This is a genomic window from Nonomuraea sp. NPDC050328 (assembly GCF_044459405.1).
Lineage (GTDB): Bacteria > Actinomycetota > Actinomycetes > Streptosporangiales > Streptosporangiaceae > Nonomuraea.
Genome location: NZ_JBITIW010000002.1, coordinates 367,412 through 384,828 on the forward strand (window position 1 = coordinate 367,412; position 17,417 = coordinate 384,828).

A 17,417-nucleotide genomic window follows, 5' to 3' on the forward strand; every position below is an offset into this window, starting at 1 on the left:
ACGTCGAGTTCTTTGATGCTTGTTAAAAGTATGGAGGCGTCATGACCACTCTGCCGCGCGGGTTACGGGCCTTCGGCACCCTCCTCATCGTCCTGTCCGCCATCACCCCGGCCTCGTCGGTCTTCATCATCGCCCCGGGCGTCATCGCCCAGGCGGGGACCGGCGCCTTCTGGAGCTACGTCGCCGCCGCGGTGGTCGGCGTCTTCATGGCCTTCGTCTACGCCGAGCTGTCGTCGGCCTATCCGCTCACCGGCGGCGAGTACACCATCATCGGCCGCACCCTCGGCCGGCTGCCCGGTTTCATGGCGCTGGTCCTGGTGCTGGTCACCCAGCTCCTCATCCTCGCGGTCATCGCGCTCGGCGTCGGCACCTACCTCGGCGCGCTGATCCCCGGCCTCAACGGGCCGGTCGTCGCCGCGGTGACCGTGCTGCTGGCGATGGTGCTCGCCGTCCTGGACATCAAGGTCAACGCGCTGGTCACCGGGATCTTCCTGGCGGTCGAGATGCTCGCGCTGGCGGTCGTGACCTGGCTCGGGCTGGCCAACGTCACCCGTCCGGCCTCGGCCATCCTGGTGGAGCCGCTGGCCGGCGGCGGGCTGGGCCTGATCGCGATCGCCACCGCCGTGGCGATCTTCTCCTACAACGGGTACGGCTCGGCGGTCTACTTCGGCGAGGAGACGCACGAACCGCGCCGCGACATCGCCCGGGTGATCCTCTGGGCCCTGCTCATCACCGTCGCCGCCGAGCTCATCCCGATCACCGCGGTGCTGCTGTCGGCCGACAGCCTCCAGGGCGACGTGATGCTCGGCTTCGTCACCGCGCGCGGCGGCTCCACGCTCGCCACGCTGGTCAGCCTCGGCATCGCCCTGGCCATCGTCAACGCGGTCCTGGCCATCATGCTGCTCTGCGCCCGGCTGATCTTCAGCACCGCCCGCGACGCCACCTGGCCGGCCGGCGTCAACCGCGTGCTGGGCACGATCCACCCGCGCTTCGGCACGCCGTGGCCCGCCACGCTGGTCGCCGGGGTGATCAGCGCCGCGGTCTGCTTCGTGCCGCTGTCGTTCCTGCTCGTCGTCACCGGCACCTCGCTCGTGGTGCTGTACGCCGCGCTGTGCGTGGCGGTCATCGCCGGCCGGCGCAACGGCAGTACGGCACGCGGCACCTACCGCATGCCGCTCTACCCGCTCGCGCCGGTCGCCGGGCTGCTCGCGCTCGGCTACGTCGTCTACGCCAGCGCGCTCGACCCGGTGATCGGCCGCCCGAGCCTGTTCGTCACCGCGGGCATCCTCGCCGTCGCCGCGGCGCTGTTCTTCCTCACCGTACGGCGGAGCTGGGCGGTCCAGGACGTCAGCGAGTGAACCCCAGGTAGGCGGCCATCGAGCGGGCTCCGTGCTCGAAGGTCGCGTCCAGGTGGTGGAAGAGGTTGTTGTACATCCCGAACAACTCGAAGCTGACCGACCCGTACAACCAGGTCCACGCGTGCACCGCGCGCAGTGCGACCTCGGGCGGGACCCCTGGAAAGATCGCTTCCAGGTGCCGGGCGTCCTGTGCCGCGCCCGGCGGGGCGGGGGTGGGTGGCGGCGCGGCCACCGCCCCCGCCGACGCCGCCTCGGCGATCAGGAGCCCGAAGCGCACCCCGTCGCGGGAGGCCGGGTCCACGGTGTCCTGCGGCGCCTGGTAGCCGGGCACCGGCGTGCCGTGGATCAGCGCGTACTCGTGCGGATGGGCCAGCGCCCAGGTGCGCACCGCGGTGCACATCGCCAGCCAGCGCCCGGTGTAGTCGTCCCGGTCGCACGCCTCGTCGGCCTGCTCGACCGCGTCGCCGACCGCGTTGTACGCCTCGATGATCAGCGTGGTCAGCAGGTCGTCCTTGGTCGGGAAGTAGCGGTAGATCGCGCTGGAGACCATCCCCATCTCCCTGGCGACCGCGCGCAGTGACAGCCCGCCGGCCCCCTCCGTGGCCAGGCGACGCCGCGCGATCTCGGTGATCTCCCTGGTCAGTTCAGCCCTGACCCGTTCTCGTGCCGTACGTCCAGCGCTCATAGCCGTCACCGTATCAGAGCGGTGCCCGTTTGTGAGAGCACTGCTCTTGACAAGTGCGCTTCATTTGGAGAGCATTGCTCTCGTTGCGAAGCACTAATCACGAAATTGCGAGGCGATGATGTCGGTTCTCAAGGGCGCCAACCTGCTCCTGATGTTCCTCCTGGAGCTCGGCGTGCTGGCCGCCGCCGGATTCTGGGGCTTCACCCTGCCGGCCGGCTGGCTGGTCCGGATCGTCGCCGGGATCGGCGCACCCGCCCTCTTCATCGCCGTGTGGGCCCTGTTCGGCGCCGCCAACGGCGCCACCTACCCGCTCACCGGGCTCGCCCGCCTCCTGCTCGAACTGGTCTGGTTCGGCGGCGGCGCCGTCCTGCTCTACTTCGCCGCCTCGGCCGCCCCCGCGGCCGCCTTCTTCGCCCTGTGGGCGCTCAACGGCGTCCTCCGCCTCGTCTGGAAGCAGGTCTGATCATGGGAAAGCACATCGTCGTCGGAGCCGGCCAGGTCGGCTCGCACCTGGCCGCCAAGCTCGCCGCCCAGGGTGAGGAGGTCGTCGTGGTCACCCGCTCCGGCAGCGGCCCGGACGGCACCACCAGGGTGTCCGCCGACATCGCCGCCCCGGGCCGGCTCACCGAGCTCGCCCGCGGCGCCGACGTGATCTACAACTGCGTCAACCCGCCCTACCACCGCTGGCTCACCGACTGGCCGCCCATGGCCGACGCCTTCCTGGCCGCCGCCCGCGACACCGGCGCGGTCCTGACCATCCTGGGCAACCTCTACCCCTACGGCCCGGTGCGCGGCCCGATGACCGAGGACCTGCCGCTGGCCTCGCCCTCGGCCAAGTTCAAGGTGCGGACCCGCATGTGGCACGACGCGCTGGCCGCCGGCATCCGGACGGTCGAGGTGCGCGGCTCCGACTACTTCGGCCCGGGCGCCACCGACCAGTCCTACCTCGGCGACCGCTTCATCGCGCCGCTGCTGGCCGGGCGGCGCATCCCGGTGCTGTGGCCGCTCGACGTCCCGCACACCTGGACCTACCTGCCCGACGTCGCCGACGCCCTGATCATCGCCGGGCGCGAGGAGCGGGCCTGGGGCCGCGCCTGGCACGTGCCCAGCGACGAACCGCAGACCTTCCGGCAGATGGGCGCGCGCATGGCGGCCGTGCTCGGGAAGCCCGCGCCGAAGATGAGCTCCCTGCCGTGGCCGCTGGTGCGGGCGGCCGGGCTGTTCTCCCCGATGATCGGCGAGCTGGGCGAGGTGCGCTACCAGTTCACCGCCCCGTTCGTCATGGACTCCACCGACTTCCAGAAGACCTTCGGCATGGCGCCCACGCCGCTCGACGAGGCGCTCCGCCGTACCCTGGGGCGATGAGAATCGCCATGATCGGGCTCGGGGACATCGCGGAGAAGGCCTACCTCCCGGTGCTCGCGGCCCAGCCCGGACTCGACCTCCACCTGTGCACGCGCAACCCCCGGACGCTGGAGCGCCTGGGGGCCGCCCACCGGGTCGCCGCCCTGTCGAGCTCGGTCGAGGAGGTCGTGGCCGCCGGGGTCGAGGCGGCCTTCGTCCACGCCGCCACCGACGCCCACCCGGCGATCGTGGAGACGCTGCTCAAGGCCGGGGTGCACGTCTACGTCGACAAGCCGATCGCCTACACCCTCGGCGAGAGCGAGGCGCTGGTACGGCTGGCGCGCGAGGCCGGGCGCTCGCTGCTGGTCGGATTCAACCGCCGGCACGCCCCCGGCTACGCCGCCCTGGCCCAGGCGCCTCGTGACCTGGTGCTGATGCAGAAGAATCGCACCGGCTTCCCGGACACCCCGCGCCGGGCGGTCTTCGACGACTTCATCCACGTCGTCGACACCCTGCGCTTCCTGGCCCCCGGCCCGGTGCGCTCGCACTCCTTCCAGGTGCGGGTGGCCGGCGGCGTGCTGGAGCACATCGTCCTCAGCCTGCACGGCGACGGCTTCACCACGATCGGCACCATGCACCGCGCGAGCGGCGCCTCGGAGGAGTCCTGCGAGGTCATGGGCGGCGGGCAGAAGAGCCGCGTGGTCAACCTCGGCGACGTGGTGACCTACACCCCGGCCGGCGAGAGCCTGGTCCGGCGGCCCGACTGGGTGCCCGTCTCCCGCCAGCGCGGGGTCGAACAGGTGACGCTGGCCTTCCTGGAGGCGGTGCGGGCCGGTGAGCTGCTCGACGCGGGCGACGCGCTGGTCACGCACCAGATCTGCGAGGAGATCGCCGTCGCCGCGGAGCGCTGACGGGAGTAGACACTTCCCGCCACTTTCAACATATAGCGCGACCCGGGGCTTGCGGCAAGACCCCCGTCATGCCGCACAATCGCTAGCCGTACGTCCGGACCTGCGAAAACAAGGGGGAAGTGATGATCGACGTCATCATCGCGGGCAGTGGACCGACCGGCACGATGCTGGCCGCCGAGCTGCGGCTGTGGGGCGTGGAGGTGGTCGTCCTGGAGAAGGAGGCCACCCCGCCGCCCTTCGTCCGCTCGCTCGGCCTGCACGTGCGCAGCATCGAGGTGATGGACCAGCGCGGCCTGCTGGGGCGCTTCCTCGAGCCCGGCAAGAAGTTCCAGCTCGGCGGCTACTTCGCCGGCATCATGAAGCCGTGGCCGGAGGGGATGGACACCGCCCACCCCTACCTCCTCGGCCTGCCGCAGCCGGTGATCGACCGGCTGCTGGAGGAGCACGCGGCCGAGGCGGGCGCGCAGATCCGCCGCGGCCGGGAGCTCACCGGCCTCAGCCAGGACGCGGACGGCGTGACCGCCGAGCTGGCCGACGGCACCCGCCTGCGCGCCCGGTACCTGGTCGGCTGCGACGGCGGCCGGAGCACCGTGCGCAAGCTGCTCGGCATCGGCTTCCCCGGCGAGCCGGCCCGGCGCGAGACGCTGCTCGGCGAGATGGAGGTGACCGAGGACCCGGCGGCGATCGCCGAGCTCGTGACGGAGATCCGCAAGACCGAGCTCTTCTTCGGCCTCGGCCCGATCGGCGGCGAAGGCGTCTTCCGCGTCGTCGTGCCCGCCGACGGGCTCACGCGGGACAAGACCGTCCCGCCGACCCTGGAGGACTTCCGCCGCCAGCTCCGCCGCTACGCCGGCACCGACTTCGGCGTGCACTCGCCGCGCTGGCTGTCGCGCTTCGGCGACGCCACCCGGCTGGCCGAGCGCTACCGCGAGGGCCGGGTGCTGCTGGCCGGCGACGCCGCGCACATCCACCCGCCGCTCGGCGGGCAAGGGCTCAACCTCGGCATCCAGGACGCCTTCAACCTCGGCTGGAAGCTGGCCGCCGAGGTCGCCGGCTGGGCGCCGGACGGGCTGCTGGACAGCTACGAGGCCGAGCGCCGCCCGGTGGCCGCCGACGTCCTGGACAACACCCGCGCCCAGGGCCTGCTCATGTCCACCGAGCCCGGGCCGCGGGCGATGCGCCGGGTGATGTCCGAGCTGATGGACTTCGAGCAGGTCAATCGGCACCTGATGGAGAAGGTCACCGCCGTCTCGGTCCGCTACGACTTCGGCGAAGGCGGGCACGAGCTGGTCGGCCGGCGGCTGCGCGACGTGGAGCTGAAGCGCGGGCGGCTCTACGAGCTGATGCACGGCGGCCGGGGCCTGCTGCTCGACCAGACCGGCCGGCTGTCGGCGGCCGGCTGGGAGGGCCGCGTCGAGCACGTCGTCGACGTCAGCCCCGAGCTGGACGCGCCCGCGCTCCTGCTGCGGCCAGACGGCCACGTCGCGTGGGCGGGCGAGGCCCAGGAGGAACTGCTCGCCCACCTCCGCAGGTGGTTCGGCGCCTGACTAGCGCTGCGCGGTGTACTGCCGGGCCAGCTCGCGCAGCCGCGCGTGGGCCGAGCCGTACACCTCGCCGCCGCGCAGGTACTCCTTGGCGACCTTCGCCACCATCGTGTAGTTGGTGTCGCAGACGTTGCCCACCGGCGCCGTGCCCGCCTGGCTGATCAACTGGTAGGCGTCCAGGGTGTCGAGCCCGGTCAGCTCGGCCGCCCAGGTCACCAGGTCGTGCTGGCTGACCCGGAAGGCGTCCTCCAGCGGCCGGGCCGAGCCGGTGGACATGAGGTGCAGATCGTCCTCCAGGCGCGGCCACGGGGTGGCGACGCCCTTGATCAGCTCGACCGCGACCACGGTGTTCATCGCGCACTCCAGCGCGGTGCCGCAGACCTCGCCCTCGCCCTGGCGGGCGTGCCCGTCGCCGATGGCGAACAACGCGCCCTCGACGTTAACCCCCAGGTAGGCGGTCACGCCGGCGCGCAGCTCGGTGGTGTCCATGTTGCCGCCGTGCGCGTCCGGCGTGATCGTCATCCGGGCCTCGTTGGCCGCCGGGGCGACGCCGACGGTGCCGTGCATCGGGTCGAGCGGCAGCTCGACCGAGTAGTCGCTGCGGCGGGCCTCGAACCGCGCCACCCGCCGCTCCAGGTCGAGGTCGTAACGCCAGACCCGCTCCTCCAGCGCCGGCTGCAGCGTCGCGGTGGTGTGCGTGCCGGTCAGCGCGCCGAACAGCGGGAAGGTCGACGACCACGCCACGTCCCGGGCCGGGGTGATCGAGACGAAGTGCAACGCCAGCGTGTCACCGGGCTCGGCGCCCTCCACGTGGAACGGGCCGGTCACCGGGTTGAGAAAGGGGAACTCGCACACCTGCGACGGCAGGTCGCCCACGTCCCGCACCCGGCCGCCGAAGCAGTCCTCGGTGAACAGCTCCAGGATCGTCCCTGGGCGCACCTTCGCGACCGGTGCCCGGCCGCCGAAGGTGTAGCTGAGCTCGCTGGGCTCCGGGCGGTAGGTCAGGACGTTCATACAACCTCGATTTCGTGCGGGATGCCTGGAAGGCACCCTAGGACCTATCGCTTTCTAGAGAAAAGGTTTCTCCAGCAAGAATTCGAGCCCGTCGGCCCGGCCCAGCAGGACCCGCTGCCGGACGTGCCGGTCCTCCAGGGTCAGCCGCCCGCGCGCGCTGGTGATCGACGTGCCGTCCGCGTGCGCGTCGATGTCGGGTACGGCCAGCGAACCCGCCCTGGCGGCGAGCGCGGCCAGCATCGCGACCGCCTCGTAGAGGCCGTGGCCGTGCGCGTTCAGCAGCGGGGCGCTCGGGCCGAAGGCCCTGGTGTAGCGCTCGGCGAAGCGCAGGCCGGCGTCGGTGGTCAGGCCGTGGAAGTAGCCCATCGAGGCGTACAGCTCGCCGGTGTCGTCACCGCCGATGCCCATCAGGCCGTGCTCCTCCAGGGCCGCGCACAGCCGGGGGGTGGTCAGGCCCGAGGCGTTGAACTCGCGGTTGAACTCGACCAGGTCGCTGCCGATCAGGGTCACCAGGATGGCGTCGGGGCGGGTCGACTTGATCGTCTCGATGGTGGCGGCTGCTCTGCCGTACGGCACATAGAGCTCAGCCACCACCTGCTCCAGATATTTCCGGACACCGGAGTGCACCAGCCGCGGCCAGACATAGTCGTTGCCCAGCAGGAACCACCGCCGCGCCCGCCGGTGCTCGGCCAGCCACGCGATCGCCGGCCCAAGCTGCCGCACCGGCGTCTCACCCAGGAAGTACACGCCCTTCGCGTGCCCGCCCCCCTCGTACGGCGGCGCGTACACGAACGGCACCCGCCCGCGCACCGCGCTCACGATCGCCACCCGCACGTCGCTGGCCACCGACCCGGCCAGCGCCTGGACCGTGCCCCCGGCCACCAGCCCCGCCACCTCCTCGGCCACCTCGTACGGCCGGCGGCCCCCGTCGACGAGCACCAGCTCCACCGGACGGCCCAGGATGCCGCCCTTGGCGTTCAACTCCTCCGCCGCGAGCAACGCGCAGTTGATCGCGCTCGGGCCGACCATGCCCAGCACTCCCGACACCGGCACGATCAGCCCGATCCTCGTCGCCTCGGACGGCAGCAGCCGTGCCTCCAGCGGATCGACCATCGGGACCACGTGGACGAGTATCCTCCCTTACGGCGGCATTTCGTACGGGGCTGGAGGATTCGATGGTGACGACCGGGCTCGGCGCCTCACTCGCCTACCTCCTCAGCCGGGCCGAACGCAGCGTCAACCGCGCCCTCGCCACCGCCCTCAGCGCCGAAGGCGTCACCGTCGAGCAGTGGCGCATCCTGCGTGCCCTGGCCGACGGGCAGGGCCACTCCATGGGCGAACTCGCCGTCGCCGTCCTCATGCCCCACCCGACCCTCACCAAGGCCGTCGACCGCCTGATCGACGCCGCCCTCGTCTACCGGGGGCCCTGCGCGGGCGACCGCCGCCGTGTCGCCGTCTTCCTCGCCGACCGGGGTGTCGACCTCCTGGCCCGCGTCGAGGGCACGGTGGCCGAGCACCACCGGGACATCGAGGCCGCCTACGGGCCCGACCGCACGGGACGCCTCATGACCGACCTCGACGACCTCATCCGGGCCCTCGAACAACAGTAGACCGAGCCTCCGCTTCGCTCCGGGCTCCCTTTTGTGGGGGGCAGAGCCCCCACACCCCACCTGTTCACCGTTGCGTGATGGCCGGCCCGGATTGAGCCGATGGCCAGCAGGTGAGGGATCCCGAGACGCCGCAGTCTCGCCGTGGCGAGGGCCAGGAAGGTGATCCCCTGCCGAAGGTGCGCGTGGAGGGAAGGGCCGTCGGCGTGACGACGTACGGAAACCGGGGACGGCGACAAGGCACGCCAAGCAGGCAGGGGGGAAGAGACGGTTGCCGGGCTTCGGGAACGAATTGGGATGCGTGTCCTACTGGCTGGGACGCTCGTCTCCTAGCCTCGTGGCATGAGCATGATGCGCGAGGAGCTTCATCACCTGGTGGATCCGCTGCCGGAGGAGAAGGTGGCGCCTCTGCTCCGCCTGGTCCGGGACCAGCTAGATGGGCCGCCGGCGGTCCGCGAGCTGCCGTTCATCGGGATGCTGGAGGCGGAGCCGGGTTTCGCGGAACGGGCTGAGGAGATCCTGCGGTCGGAGGACGATCACGCTTTGTGATCGTCCTCGACACGGGCCTCCTTGGTGGCAGCGGTGAACGGTCGTGACAACCACCCCGTGGCCTGCGCGCGGCTGCTGCGAATCCACCCCGGACCCTTGCTGGTCCCGACCACAGTGGCCACCGAGGTGTGCCAGCTTGTCGAGAGGCGGCAGGGCAGCAAGGCCGTGAACGGGGCAGTTCAGCGTGGTCCGGCCCGCCCATACGGGGGCGCTGATCCTGCTTCCGGAATGACTGTGAGGTCCCGGCGTGCCGGGGCCCGCCGGACGGCAGGCCCCAGCACGGCGGAGGGCGGTCAGGGGTAGAGGCCGCGCATGCGGTGGGCGTCGGCGACGCGGCCGACGCCGATCAGGTGGGCCGCGTCGCGGAGGGTGACGCCGCGGTCGGCGGCCAGGGACTTGACCTCGCCGAAGGCGCCCTCCATGAGATCACGCAGCCGCACGTCCACCTCGCCGGCGCTCCAGGAGTAGGCCTGCATGTTCTGCACCCACTCCAGGTACGACACGATCACCCCGCCGGCGTTGGCGAGGATGTCCGGGACGATGACGGTGCCGGCGTCGGCCAGGATGGCGTCGGCCTCGGGAGTGGTGGGCCCGTTGGCGCCCTCCACGATGAGCCTGGCCTTCACCCGCGGGGCGTTGGCGGCGGTGAGGACGCCTTCGAGCGCCGCCGGGACGAGCACGTCGACGTCGAGCTCCAGGAGCTCGTCCAGGCCGAGGGCGTCGGCCTCGCGGTAGCCGCGCACGCCGCCGGTCTCGGCGACCCAGGCGCGCACGGCGGCGACGTCCAGGCCGGCGGCGGAGTGGATGGCGCCGGTGACGTCGGAGACGGCCACGACGCGGCAGCCGGCGTCGGCGAGGTACTGGGCGGCGAGCGCGCCGACCTTGCCGAAGCCCTGCACGGCCACGGTGATGCCGTCGCCGGAACGGTCCAAGGCGGCCATCGTGGCGATCTGGACGCCGCGCGAGGTGGCGCCGGCGCGGCCGAGCGACCCACCCAAAGTGGTGGGTTTACCGGTCACGACCCCGGGGACTGAGTAGCCTGCGTTGACGCTGTACGTGTCCATGATCCACGCCATGGTCTGCTCGTCGGTGCCGACGTCCGGGGCGGGGATGTCCTTCTCCGGGCCGATGAGCGGAAGGATCTCGTTGACGTATCTCCTGGTGAGCCGCTCCAGCTCGCGCGTGGTGAGCGAGCCCGGGTCCACGGCCACGCCGCCTTTGGCGCCGCCGTACGGGATGCCCACCAGGGCGCACTTCCAGGTCATCCACATCGCCAGCGCGGTGACCTCGTCGAGGTCGGTGCCGGGATGAAAGCGGATGCCGCCCTTCGCCGGGCCTCTGGTGATGTTGTGCTGCACGCGGTAGCCCTGCACGACGTCCATGCGCCCGTCCTCGCGCCGCACCGGGACCGAGACGGTCAGCGAGCGGCGGGGGGTGGCGAGCATCGCGTGCAGGCCCTCGTCGAGGCCGAGTCCTTCGGCGGCCTGGGCGAGCTGGTGGAGCGCGGAGTCGAGGGCCTGGCGGCCGGGGGTGATCGAGTGGGCCGGCGTCCTTGACGGCACCATGACGGTCATGGAAGGAAGTCCTCCTGTTATGGACGCCCATAATTCAGGCAAGGCGCCGTTGCCTTACCTGTATGGGCGATCTGTCGGAATCAACCCTAGGCGGGGGGTTTGGCGTTGGCTAGGGGGTGGCGTTGCGTCTGTTGTGGCTTCGCGGCCGATCTGTTGTGATCGTTTGAAGTGGGAAGGGGTACGGCATGGCATCACTGGTGGTGGGGCCGCTGCTGCGGTATGTGGATTCGAGCAGCGCCTCGATCTGGGTGGAGACGAGCGTGCCCTGCAAGGTGGGCGTGCGCGCGAGCGGCGTGGACGCGAGCTCGCGGACCTTCACCGTGCACGGGCATCACTACGCCATCGTGGACATCGAGGCGGAGGGCGCCTACGAGGTGCGGCTCGACGGTGAGCGGGTGTGGCCGCTGCCGGGCGAGTCGCCCAGCCGCATCATGTTGACCAACCAGGACAAGGCCACCCGGCTGGCCTTCGGCTCCTGCCGTACCAGCGTGCCCCACGACGCCGCGCACAACCGCACGCACGGCCCCGACCTGCTGCGCGCCTACGCCCGGCACCTGAAGAACGCCCCTGAGCAGGAGTGGCCCGACGCGTTGCTGCTGCTGGGGGACCAGGTCTACGCCGACAGCCCGTCGGCGGAGATGGTGCGCTTCATCCAGGAACGCCGGCCCGGCACCGAGCCCGCCAAGGAGATCGCCGACTACGAGGAGTACGCCGAGCTCTACCGGCTGGCCTGGTCCGACCCGGAGATCCGCTGGCTGCTGTCGACCGTGCCGACCAGCATGATCTTCGACGACCACGACCTGCGCGACGACTGGAACACCTCGCGCGACTGGCGGCGGAAGATGGCCAAGGTCGAGTGGTGGCCGCGCCGCGTCATCGCCGGGCTGGGCGCCTACTGGGTCTACCAGCACCTGGGCAACCTCTCCCCGGCCGAGCGGGCCGAGGACGAGCTCTTCGCCCGGCTGCGCGAGTGCGACGAGGTGGAGGCGACCAAGGCGCTCGACGTCTTCGCCGCCCGCGCCGACGCCGACCCGGCCAGCAACCGCTGGAGCTACTCGCGCGAGTTCGGCGACACCCGCCTGATCATGGTGGACACCCGCTGCGCCCGCCAGCTCACCCCGCGCGACCGCATGATGCTCGACCCCACCGAGTGGTCGTGGCTGCTGGAGCAGGTCAGCGCGCCGACCGGGCGGCTGGTCATCGGCTCGTCCATCCCGTACCTGCTGCCCGAGGGCGTGCACTACGTCCAGAACTGGAACGAGGCCCTGTCCGACGGCAAGTGGGGCCGCCTGGTCGCGCGGCTGTCCGAGACCTTCCGGCAGGCCTTCGACCTGGAGCACTGGGCCGCCTTCCGGCAGTCCTTCGACCAGCTCGGCAGCCTGCTGCACCGGCAGGGCAAGCCGGTCCTCATCCTGTCCGGCGACGTCCACTACTCCTACGCCGCCCAGGCCGGGCCGATCCACCAGCTCGTCTGCTCGCCCATCCGCAACCCGCTCAGCCGTACGCTCCGCCTGGCCAACGTGATCACCCAGTTCGGGCTGGCCACCCTGGTCGGCCGCTTCCTGGCCCGGCTGGCCGGGCTGCCGCGCCCGCCCTTCCGCTGGCGGATCACCAAGGGGCCGTGGTTCAGCAACGCCCTGGCCACCCTCGACCTCGGCGAGGCCGCCACCGTCACCTGGTACACCGCCTCGCCCGACTTCGCGCCGATCGACGCGCTCAGGGTGAAATAGCGGGATGGACGAGCACTTCTCCAGGGCCGTGCCCTTCTACGACCTCTGGCACGACGACGGCCACCTGCCCGCCGTCCGCGAGCACCTGCCCGGCCTGCTGTCCGGAGTACGGCGGAGCGTCCTGGAGATCGGCGCGGGCACCGGACGGGTCACCGAGATCATCGCCACGGCCACCCCGGCGGAGATCTTCGCCGTCGAGCCCGCCCTCGCCATGCGCGGCGTGCTGCTGTCCCGGCTCACCGACCGGCCCGAGCTGCTCGACCGGGTCACCGTCCTGCCCTGCGGCGGCCTGGACGTCGAGCTCGACGAGCCGGTGGAGGCGGTCGTGCTGATCGCCGTGCTGGCCGCCTTCTCGCCGCAGGAGCGCGAGCGGCTCTGGCCCGTGCTCGCCCGCCAGCTCGAACCCGGCGGCCTGCTCGTGCTCAACCACCGCGAGCGCCCGCTGCCCGAACCCGGCGAGGAGGAGCTCCTGGCCGGCTACCGCGTCGGCCGGCACGTCTACGAGATCCGCTCCCGCGTCCTTGCGGCGGAGTCCGGCCGGGTCACCTCGCGCTTCCGCTACCTGATCCGCCAGCGCGGCGTGGTCATCGACGAGACGGTCGTGGTCAGCGACGCCTACCGGCCCACGCGCGCCGACCTCGAGGCCGAACTCGCCCGGGCCGGCTTCGTGCCCGCCCCCGCCCCCGAACCCCTCCTCGCCTGGACCCTCGGCTGACCGGCCGCGAAACGGCGGGAAAACAGGCGGAACCAGGGCTCAGCCTGCGGCCAAGTACGGGAAGACAGCAGTGATTCCCGGGAGGACCTTCCTTGACCGCTGACGCCGAGCTGATCGGGCGGTCGCTGACCGAACCGGAGGCCTTCGCGCGGCTCTTCGACCGGCACGCCGACGAGCTGTTCCGCTACGCCGCCCGGCGGCTCGGCGGCGAGCTCGCCGAGGACGTGGTCGGAGAGGTCTTCCTGACCGCCTTCCGCCGCCGCGCCGACTACGATCGCGCCCGCGAGGACGCCCGGCCCTGGCTGTACGGCATCGCCACCCGGGTCATCGCCCAGCACCGCCGCGCCGAACGCCGGCGCACCCGCGCGCTGGCCCGCCTCGCGGCCGACCGGCCGGGCGGCTCCGAGGCCGCCTTCGACGAGCGCAGCGCCGAACGGGTCAGCGCGCAGCAGCTCCAGCCCCGGCTGGCCCGGGCCCTCACCCGGCTCAACGCCGCCGAGCGCGACCTGCTGCTCCTGCTGGCGTGGGCCGACCTGTCCTACGAGGACGCGGCCCTGGCCCTCGCCGTGCCGGTCGGGACGGTCCGCTCGCGGCTGCACCGGTTACGGGCCAAGGTACGCCGGGACCTGGGTCCCTTCGTTGAGGAGCGGCACAGTGGATGACGAGGTCAGGATTTTCGCCGAACACCGCCCGGAGGCCCCGCCGTACCCGGAGAGGGCCAGACAGGCGCTGCGCGCCCGGTTGCTCGCGGACCGGTCGCCGGCCCGGGCGGCGACGCCCCGGTGGCCGCGCTGGCTCGGGCCGGTGGCCGCGGTCTTCGCGGTGACGGTCGTGCTGGTCGGCGGGGTGGCGGTGCGCGTCGGTGGGCCGGGCGACATCCGGGGGGCCGCGGTGGGCGGGCTGGAGGAGCTCGACCCGCGTCCCGGACAGCTCATCATGATCGAGTCGTTGGTCAACACGCCGTCCGTGCCGAGCGCGGCCACGCCGCAGCCGAGTGCGGGCATCCGCTACGAGCGGGTCTGGCAGCCGGTCGACGGAGACCACGGGGTCGGGCTCGTCGAGACCGGCGTGGACGGTATCCCGCTCCCGCCGCCGGGCCGGTTCGCCGGCACCCCGTGCCCGCCGATCGAGGACGGGGCCCGGGTCGACTACGCCTATCTCCGGAGCCTGCCGGCGGAGCCCGGGGCGATGCGGGCGTGGATGGAGCGCCGGGCCGCCGGTGCGCCGCTGGGCGGGCTGGAACTGCCCCGGCTGCTGGAGCAGACCTACATGCCCTTCGCGCAGCGCAAGGCCGCCTTCGAGGCGTTGAAGGGCCTGCCGGGCTGGGAGGTCGAGGCGGAGGTCCGGGACGCGCTCGGCCGTCCGGGAACCGCGCTGGGGCGGCGGGTCGGAGGCTACCTGGACCAGCTCGTCTTCGACCCGGAGAGCTACCTGGTGCTCGGCCGCCGGGTCACGGCGACGCAGACGCAGCACGGCCGGGTCGCCGGCATGGTCACCTTGCTGACCGCTCGCGTGCGGTACCAGCTCATGCCCGGCCCGAGCGCGATGCCCAGCGGGCTCTGCCTCCAGCCGCCGGCGCCGACCGTGCGGCCGACCTCGCACAAGCCGAACTGGCACACCCCGCTGCCCTCCCCGGTGTGGTCGCCGGTGGAGCCGGACCTCCGGCCGACCGGCACCACGACCGTGCTGGTGCCGACGCCCTCCGGCTGACACGCGTACGGCCCGCACCCGGAGGACCGGATGCGGGCCGTACTGGAAAACAGGGGTCAGGCCTGGGTGAAGGAGGCGATGGCCTCGGCGAGCCGGTCGACGGCCCAGAGGAGGTCCTCCTCCGAGATGACGATCGGCGGGGCCAGGCGGATGGTGGAGCCGTGCGTGTCCTTGGCGAGCACGCCACGCGCCAGCAGCGCCTCGGAGACCTGGCGGCCGGTGGCGAGGGACGGGTCGATGTCCACGCCCGCCCACAGGCCGCGCCCGCGGATGGTGATGACGCCCTTGCCGACCAGCTCGCCGAGCCGGGCGTGCAGGATCTCGCCGAGGCGGGTGGCGCGCTCCTGGAACTCGCCGGTGTTGAGGATCTCGATGACCGCGTTGCCGACCGCGCAGGCCAGCGGGTTGCCGCCGAAGGTGGAGCCGTGCTGGCCCGGCTTGATGACGCCGAGCACGTCGCTGTTGGCGGCGATGGCCGAGACCGGGACGACGCCGCCGCCGAGGGCCTTGCCCAGGACGTAGATGTCCGGGACGACGCCCTCGTGGTCGCAGGCGAAGGTCTTGCCGGTCCGGCCGAGGCCCGACTGGATCTCGTCGGCGATCATCAGCACGTTGTTCTCGGAGCAGATCTCGCGCACCTGGGTGAGGTAGCCGTCCGGCGGCACCAGCACGCCGGCCTCGCCCTGGATCGGCTCGACCAGGACCGCGACGGTGTTCTCGTCGATCGCCTCGCGGATCGCCTCGGCGGAGCCGTACTTCACGATCGTGAAGCCGGGGGTGTACGGGCCGAAGTTGTCGCGCGCGTCCGGGTCGGTGGAGAAGCTGACGATCGTGGTGGTGCGGCCGTGGAAGTTGTCCTCCATCACGATGATGTTGGCCTGCTCCGGCGCGACGCCCTTGACCTCGTAGCCCCACTTGCGGGAGACCTTGATCGCCGTCTCGACGGCCTCGGCGCCGGTGTTCATCGGCAGGATCATGTCCTTGCCGGTGAGGTCGCCGAGCCCGGCCGCGAACCGCGCGAACTGGTCGTGGTAGAACGCGCGGCTGGTCAGCGTGAGGTTGCGGAGCTGCTCCTGGGCGGCCTCGATGATCTTCTCGTTGCCGTGACCGAAGTTGAGGCTGGAGTACCCGGACAGGAAGTCCAGGTAGCGCTTGCCCTCGACGTCGGTGACCCACGCACCGTGCGCCTCGTGGATGACGATCGGCAGCGGGTGGTAGTTGTGCGCGCTCCGGCGCTCGCTGATCTCGATCAGGTCGGTGGTGGTGCTCATCGAATCTCCAGGGTGCAGCACTTCGGTCCGCCGCCCGCCTTGCGAAGCTCGGACAGGTCGACGGTGACGATTTCGTAGCCACGGCGCTTCAGCTCGAGCTGAAGATCGTGCGCTTCGGTATTGATCACGACGGTGGAGCCGTCGCTGACCGCGTTGAGTCCGAGGACCTCCGCGTCGGCCGCGGTGGCGATCACCGCGTCGGGGAACATCCGGCGCAGCACTTCACGGCTCCCTTCACTGAACGCTCCGGGGTAGTACGCGATATTCCGCCCGTCGAGCGGGAACAACGCGGTGTCCAGGTGGTAGAAGCGCGGGTCGACGAGCTGGAGCGTGACCACTGGGACGCCGAGGAACTCCTGGGCCTCCAGGTGCGCCGACCGGTCGGTCCGGAAGCCGGTCCCGGCCAGGATGACGTCGTCGAGTGTGAGGAAATCCCCTTCGCCCTCGTTGGTGAACTCCGCCTCCTTGGCCTGCTCGAAGCCCTGCTCCACGAACCACTTCAGGTAGGCGGGGCCCTCGGCGGCGCGCTCGGGGAAGGCGAAGCGCGCGCCGTACACGCGGCCGCCCACGACGAGCGCGCCGTTGGCGGCGAAGACCATGTCCGGCAGCCCGTCGATCGGGTCGATCAGGCTCACCTTGTGCCCGAGGCCCTCGTAGGCCGCCTTCAGCGACTCCCACTGCCCGATCGCCACCTCGCGGTCGGCGCCCTCGGAGGGGTCCATCCAGGGGTTGATGGCGTACTCGACCGCGAAGAACTCCGGGCGGCACATCAGGTAGTGCTTGGGCATGGCTGGGCTCCATCACTCGTTCAGGGGGAACGGAGACAGCCTAGGAATGCATGTTTATGCAGGCCAAGCACCCTGCATTGCGTGTTGCCGCAGGTCTGTTGCGCGTCTCAGCCGCCGACCGGGGATCCGTTGCGTGCCTCCGGTACGGCGGTGCCCGGCGGGGTGTCGACGAGCCGCGAGAGCACGATCGAGGACTTGGTCCGCACCACGAACGGCTCGGCCGCGATGCGCTCGATCACCCGCTCCACGTGCCGCACGTCGGTCGCCCGGATGTGCAGCAACGCGTCGGCCTCGCCGGTGATCGTGGCCGCCGAGACCACCTCGGGATAGCGCGTCACCGCGAGCGCGATGTCGGACGGCTTGGTCTTGCCCGCGCAGAACAGCTCGACGTAGGCCTCGGTAGTCCAGCCAAGCGCCTGGGGCGCGACGCGGGCGCTGAACCCGGTGATCGCGCCCAGTTCGCGCAGCCGGTCGACGCGCCGCTTCACCGCCGACGCGGAAAGGCCGACATGAAGGCCTATTTCGGCATAAGTCGCCCGAGCGTCTTCCACGAGCGCGCCGATGATGTCACGGTCAAGCCGGTCCAGTTCCACGAAAGTCCTGTATACCGCCTCTTC

18 protein-coding genes are annotated in these 17,417 nt (G+C 71.6%); 11 read left to right on the top strand and 7 right to left on the bottom strand.

The features are described from left to right. The first annotated feature begins 41 nt into the window (after positions 1-41). Positions 42-1,358: an APC family permease gene (locus ACIBG7_RS07840; RefSeq protein ID WP_357927275.1), complete on the top strand. Its 1,317-nt coding sequence runs from the start codon at positions 42-44 to the stop codon at positions 1,356-1,358. Here the strand turns inward: ACIBG7_RS07840 and ACIBG7_RS07845 are convergent. After that, the gene (locus tag ACIBG7_RS07845) at positions 1,348-2,043 is read right to left on the bottom strand and encodes a TetR/AcrR family transcriptional regulator (protein WP_397335573.1); all 696 of its coding nucleotides are present in this window, start codon (positions 2,041-2,043) and stop codon (positions 1,348-1,350) included. The genes ACIBG7_RS07840 and ACIBG7_RS07845 overlap by 11 nt on opposite strands. Before the next feature lie 115 nt (positions 2,044-2,158). Here ACIBG7_RS07845 and ACIBG7_RS07850 point away from each other — a divergent pair, with 115 nt between their 5' ends. From ACIBG7_RS07850 to rox, 4 genes are all read left to right on the top strand, one after another. Then, a complete protein-coding gene (locus ACIBG7_RS07850) occupies positions 2,159-2,506 on the top strand; it encodes a YrdB family protein (protein ID WP_357927271.1) in 348 nt (115 codons plus the stop codon). Positions 2,507-2,508: 2 nt separating this feature from the next. Continuing rightward, complete coding sequence (locus ACIBG7_RS07855) at positions 2,509-3,408, top strand: NAD-dependent epimerase/dehydratase family protein (RefSeq protein WP_357927269.1); 900 nt, start codon at positions 2,509-2,511, stop codon at positions 3,406-3,408. After that, on the top strand, positions 3,405-4,298 hold the full coding sequence (locus tag ACIBG7_RS07860) for a Gfo/Idh/MocA family oxidoreductase (RefSeq protein WP_357927267.1): 894 nt from the start codon (positions 3,405-3,407) through the stop codon (positions 4,296-4,298). Before ACIBG7_RS07855 ends, ACIBG7_RS07860 begins: the two co-directional genes overlap by 4 nt. A 122-nt stretch (positions 4,299-4,420) precedes the next feature. Beyond that, entirely contained in the window at positions 4,421-5,845 is a 1,425-nt protein-coding gene (rox, locus tag ACIBG7_RS07865; RefSeq protein WP_357927265.1) for a rifampin monooxygenase, read from the top strand. Here rox and ACIBG7_RS07870 read toward each other — a convergent pair whose 3' ends face one another. Together ACIBG7_RS07870 and ACIBG7_RS07875 are read right to left on the bottom strand one after the other, a co-directional pair. Beyond that, positions 5,846-6,856 (bottom strand): acetamidase/formamidase family protein, encoded by a 1,011-nt coding sequence (locus ACIBG7_RS07870; RefSeq protein WP_357927263.1) that lies wholly within the window; start codon positions 6,854-6,856, stop codon positions 5,846-5,848. A gap of 54 nt (positions 6,857-6,910) precedes the next feature. Continuing rightward, positions 6,911-7,969 carry a substrate-binding domain-containing protein gene (locus ACIBG7_RS07875; RefSeq protein WP_357927530.1) on the bottom strand — a complete coding sequence of 353 codons (1,059 nt, stop codon included), beginning with the start codon at positions 7,967-7,969 and terminating at the stop codon, positions 6,911-6,913. 62 nt (positions 7,970-8,031) lie between these two features. Between ACIBG7_RS07875 and ACIBG7_RS07880 the strand changes: the two genes are divergently transcribed. Both ACIBG7_RS07880 and ACIBG7_RS07885 read left to right on the top strand, forming a co-directional pair. Continuing rightward, the gene (locus tag ACIBG7_RS07880) at positions 8,032-8,466 is read left to right on the top strand and encodes a MarR family transcriptional regulator (RefSeq protein WP_357927261.1); all 435 of its coding nucleotides are present in this window, start codon (positions 8,032-8,034) and stop codon (positions 8,464-8,466) included. A 339-nt stretch (positions 8,467-8,805) separates the two neighbouring features. After that, complete coding sequence (locus ACIBG7_RS07885) at positions 8,806-9,012, top strand: hypothetical protein (RefSeq protein WP_397335574.1); 207 nt, start codon at positions 8,806-8,808, stop codon at positions 9,010-9,012. 293 nt (positions 9,013-9,305) lie between these two features. Here the strand turns inward: ACIBG7_RS07885 and ACIBG7_RS07890 are convergent, their stop codons facing one another. Further along, positions 9,306-10,586, bottom strand: a complete 1,281-nt coding sequence (locus ACIBG7_RS07890; protein ID WP_397335575.1) for a Glu/Leu/Phe/Val dehydrogenase — start codon at positions 10,584-10,586, stop codon at positions 9,306-9,308. Positions 10,587-10,771: 185 nt separating this feature from the next. On the opposite strand from ACIBG7_RS07890, the gene ACIBG7_RS07895 reads away from it, so the two are divergent. The 4 genes from ACIBG7_RS07895 (at position 10,772) to ACIBG7_RS07910 (ending at position 14,741) form a co-directional block, all read left to right on the top strand. Continuing rightward, positions 10,772-12,316, top strand: coding sequence for an alkaline phosphatase D family protein (locus tag ACIBG7_RS07895; RefSeq protein ID WP_397335576.1), 1,545 nt, complete (start codon positions 10,772-10,774; stop codon positions 12,314-12,316). Between the two features lie 4 nt (positions 12,317-12,320). Beyond that, complete coding sequence (locus tag ACIBG7_RS07900) at positions 12,321-13,031, top strand: class I SAM-dependent methyltransferase (protein WP_397335577.1); 711 nt, start codon at positions 12,321-12,323, stop codon at positions 13,029-13,031. Between the two features lie 92 nt (positions 13,032-13,123). Next, the gene (locus ACIBG7_RS07905; protein WP_357927250.1) at positions 13,124-13,693 is read left to right on the top strand and encodes an RNA polymerase sigma factor; all 570 of its coding nucleotides are present in this window, start codon (positions 13,124-13,126) and stop codon (positions 13,691-13,693) included. After that, complete coding sequence (locus ACIBG7_RS07910; protein ID WP_397335578.1) at positions 13,686-14,741, top strand: hypothetical protein; 1,056 nt, start codon at positions 13,686-13,688, stop codon at positions 14,739-14,741. Before ACIBG7_RS07905 ends, ACIBG7_RS07910 begins: the two co-directional genes overlap by 8 nt. Positions 14,742-14,797: 56 nt before the next feature. Here ACIBG7_RS07910 and rocD read toward each other — a convergent pair whose 3' ends face one another. The 3 genes from rocD to ACIBG7_RS07925 all read right to left on the bottom strand — a co-directional run bounded on the left by rocD (position 14,798) and on the right by ACIBG7_RS07925 (position 17,393). Beyond that, positions 14,798-16,012: an ornithine--oxo-acid transaminase gene (gene rocD, locus ACIBG7_RS07915; protein WP_397335579.1), complete on the bottom strand. Its 1,215-nt coding sequence runs from the start codon at positions 16,010-16,012 to the stop codon at positions 14,798-14,800. Further along, a complete protein-coding gene (gene ddaH / locus ACIBG7_RS07920; RefSeq protein WP_357927245.1) occupies positions 16,009-16,800 on the bottom strand; it encodes a dimethylargininase in 792 nt (263 codons plus the stop codon). Before ddaH ends, rocD begins: the two co-directional genes overlap by 4 nt. Before the next feature lie 107 nt (positions 16,801-16,907). Then, positions 16,908-17,393, bottom strand: coding sequence for an Lrp/AsnC family transcriptional regulator (locus tag ACIBG7_RS07925; RefSeq protein ID WP_357927243.1), 486 nt, complete (start codon positions 17,391-17,393; stop codon positions 16,908-16,910). Positions 17,394-17,417: the final 24 nt, after the last annotated feature.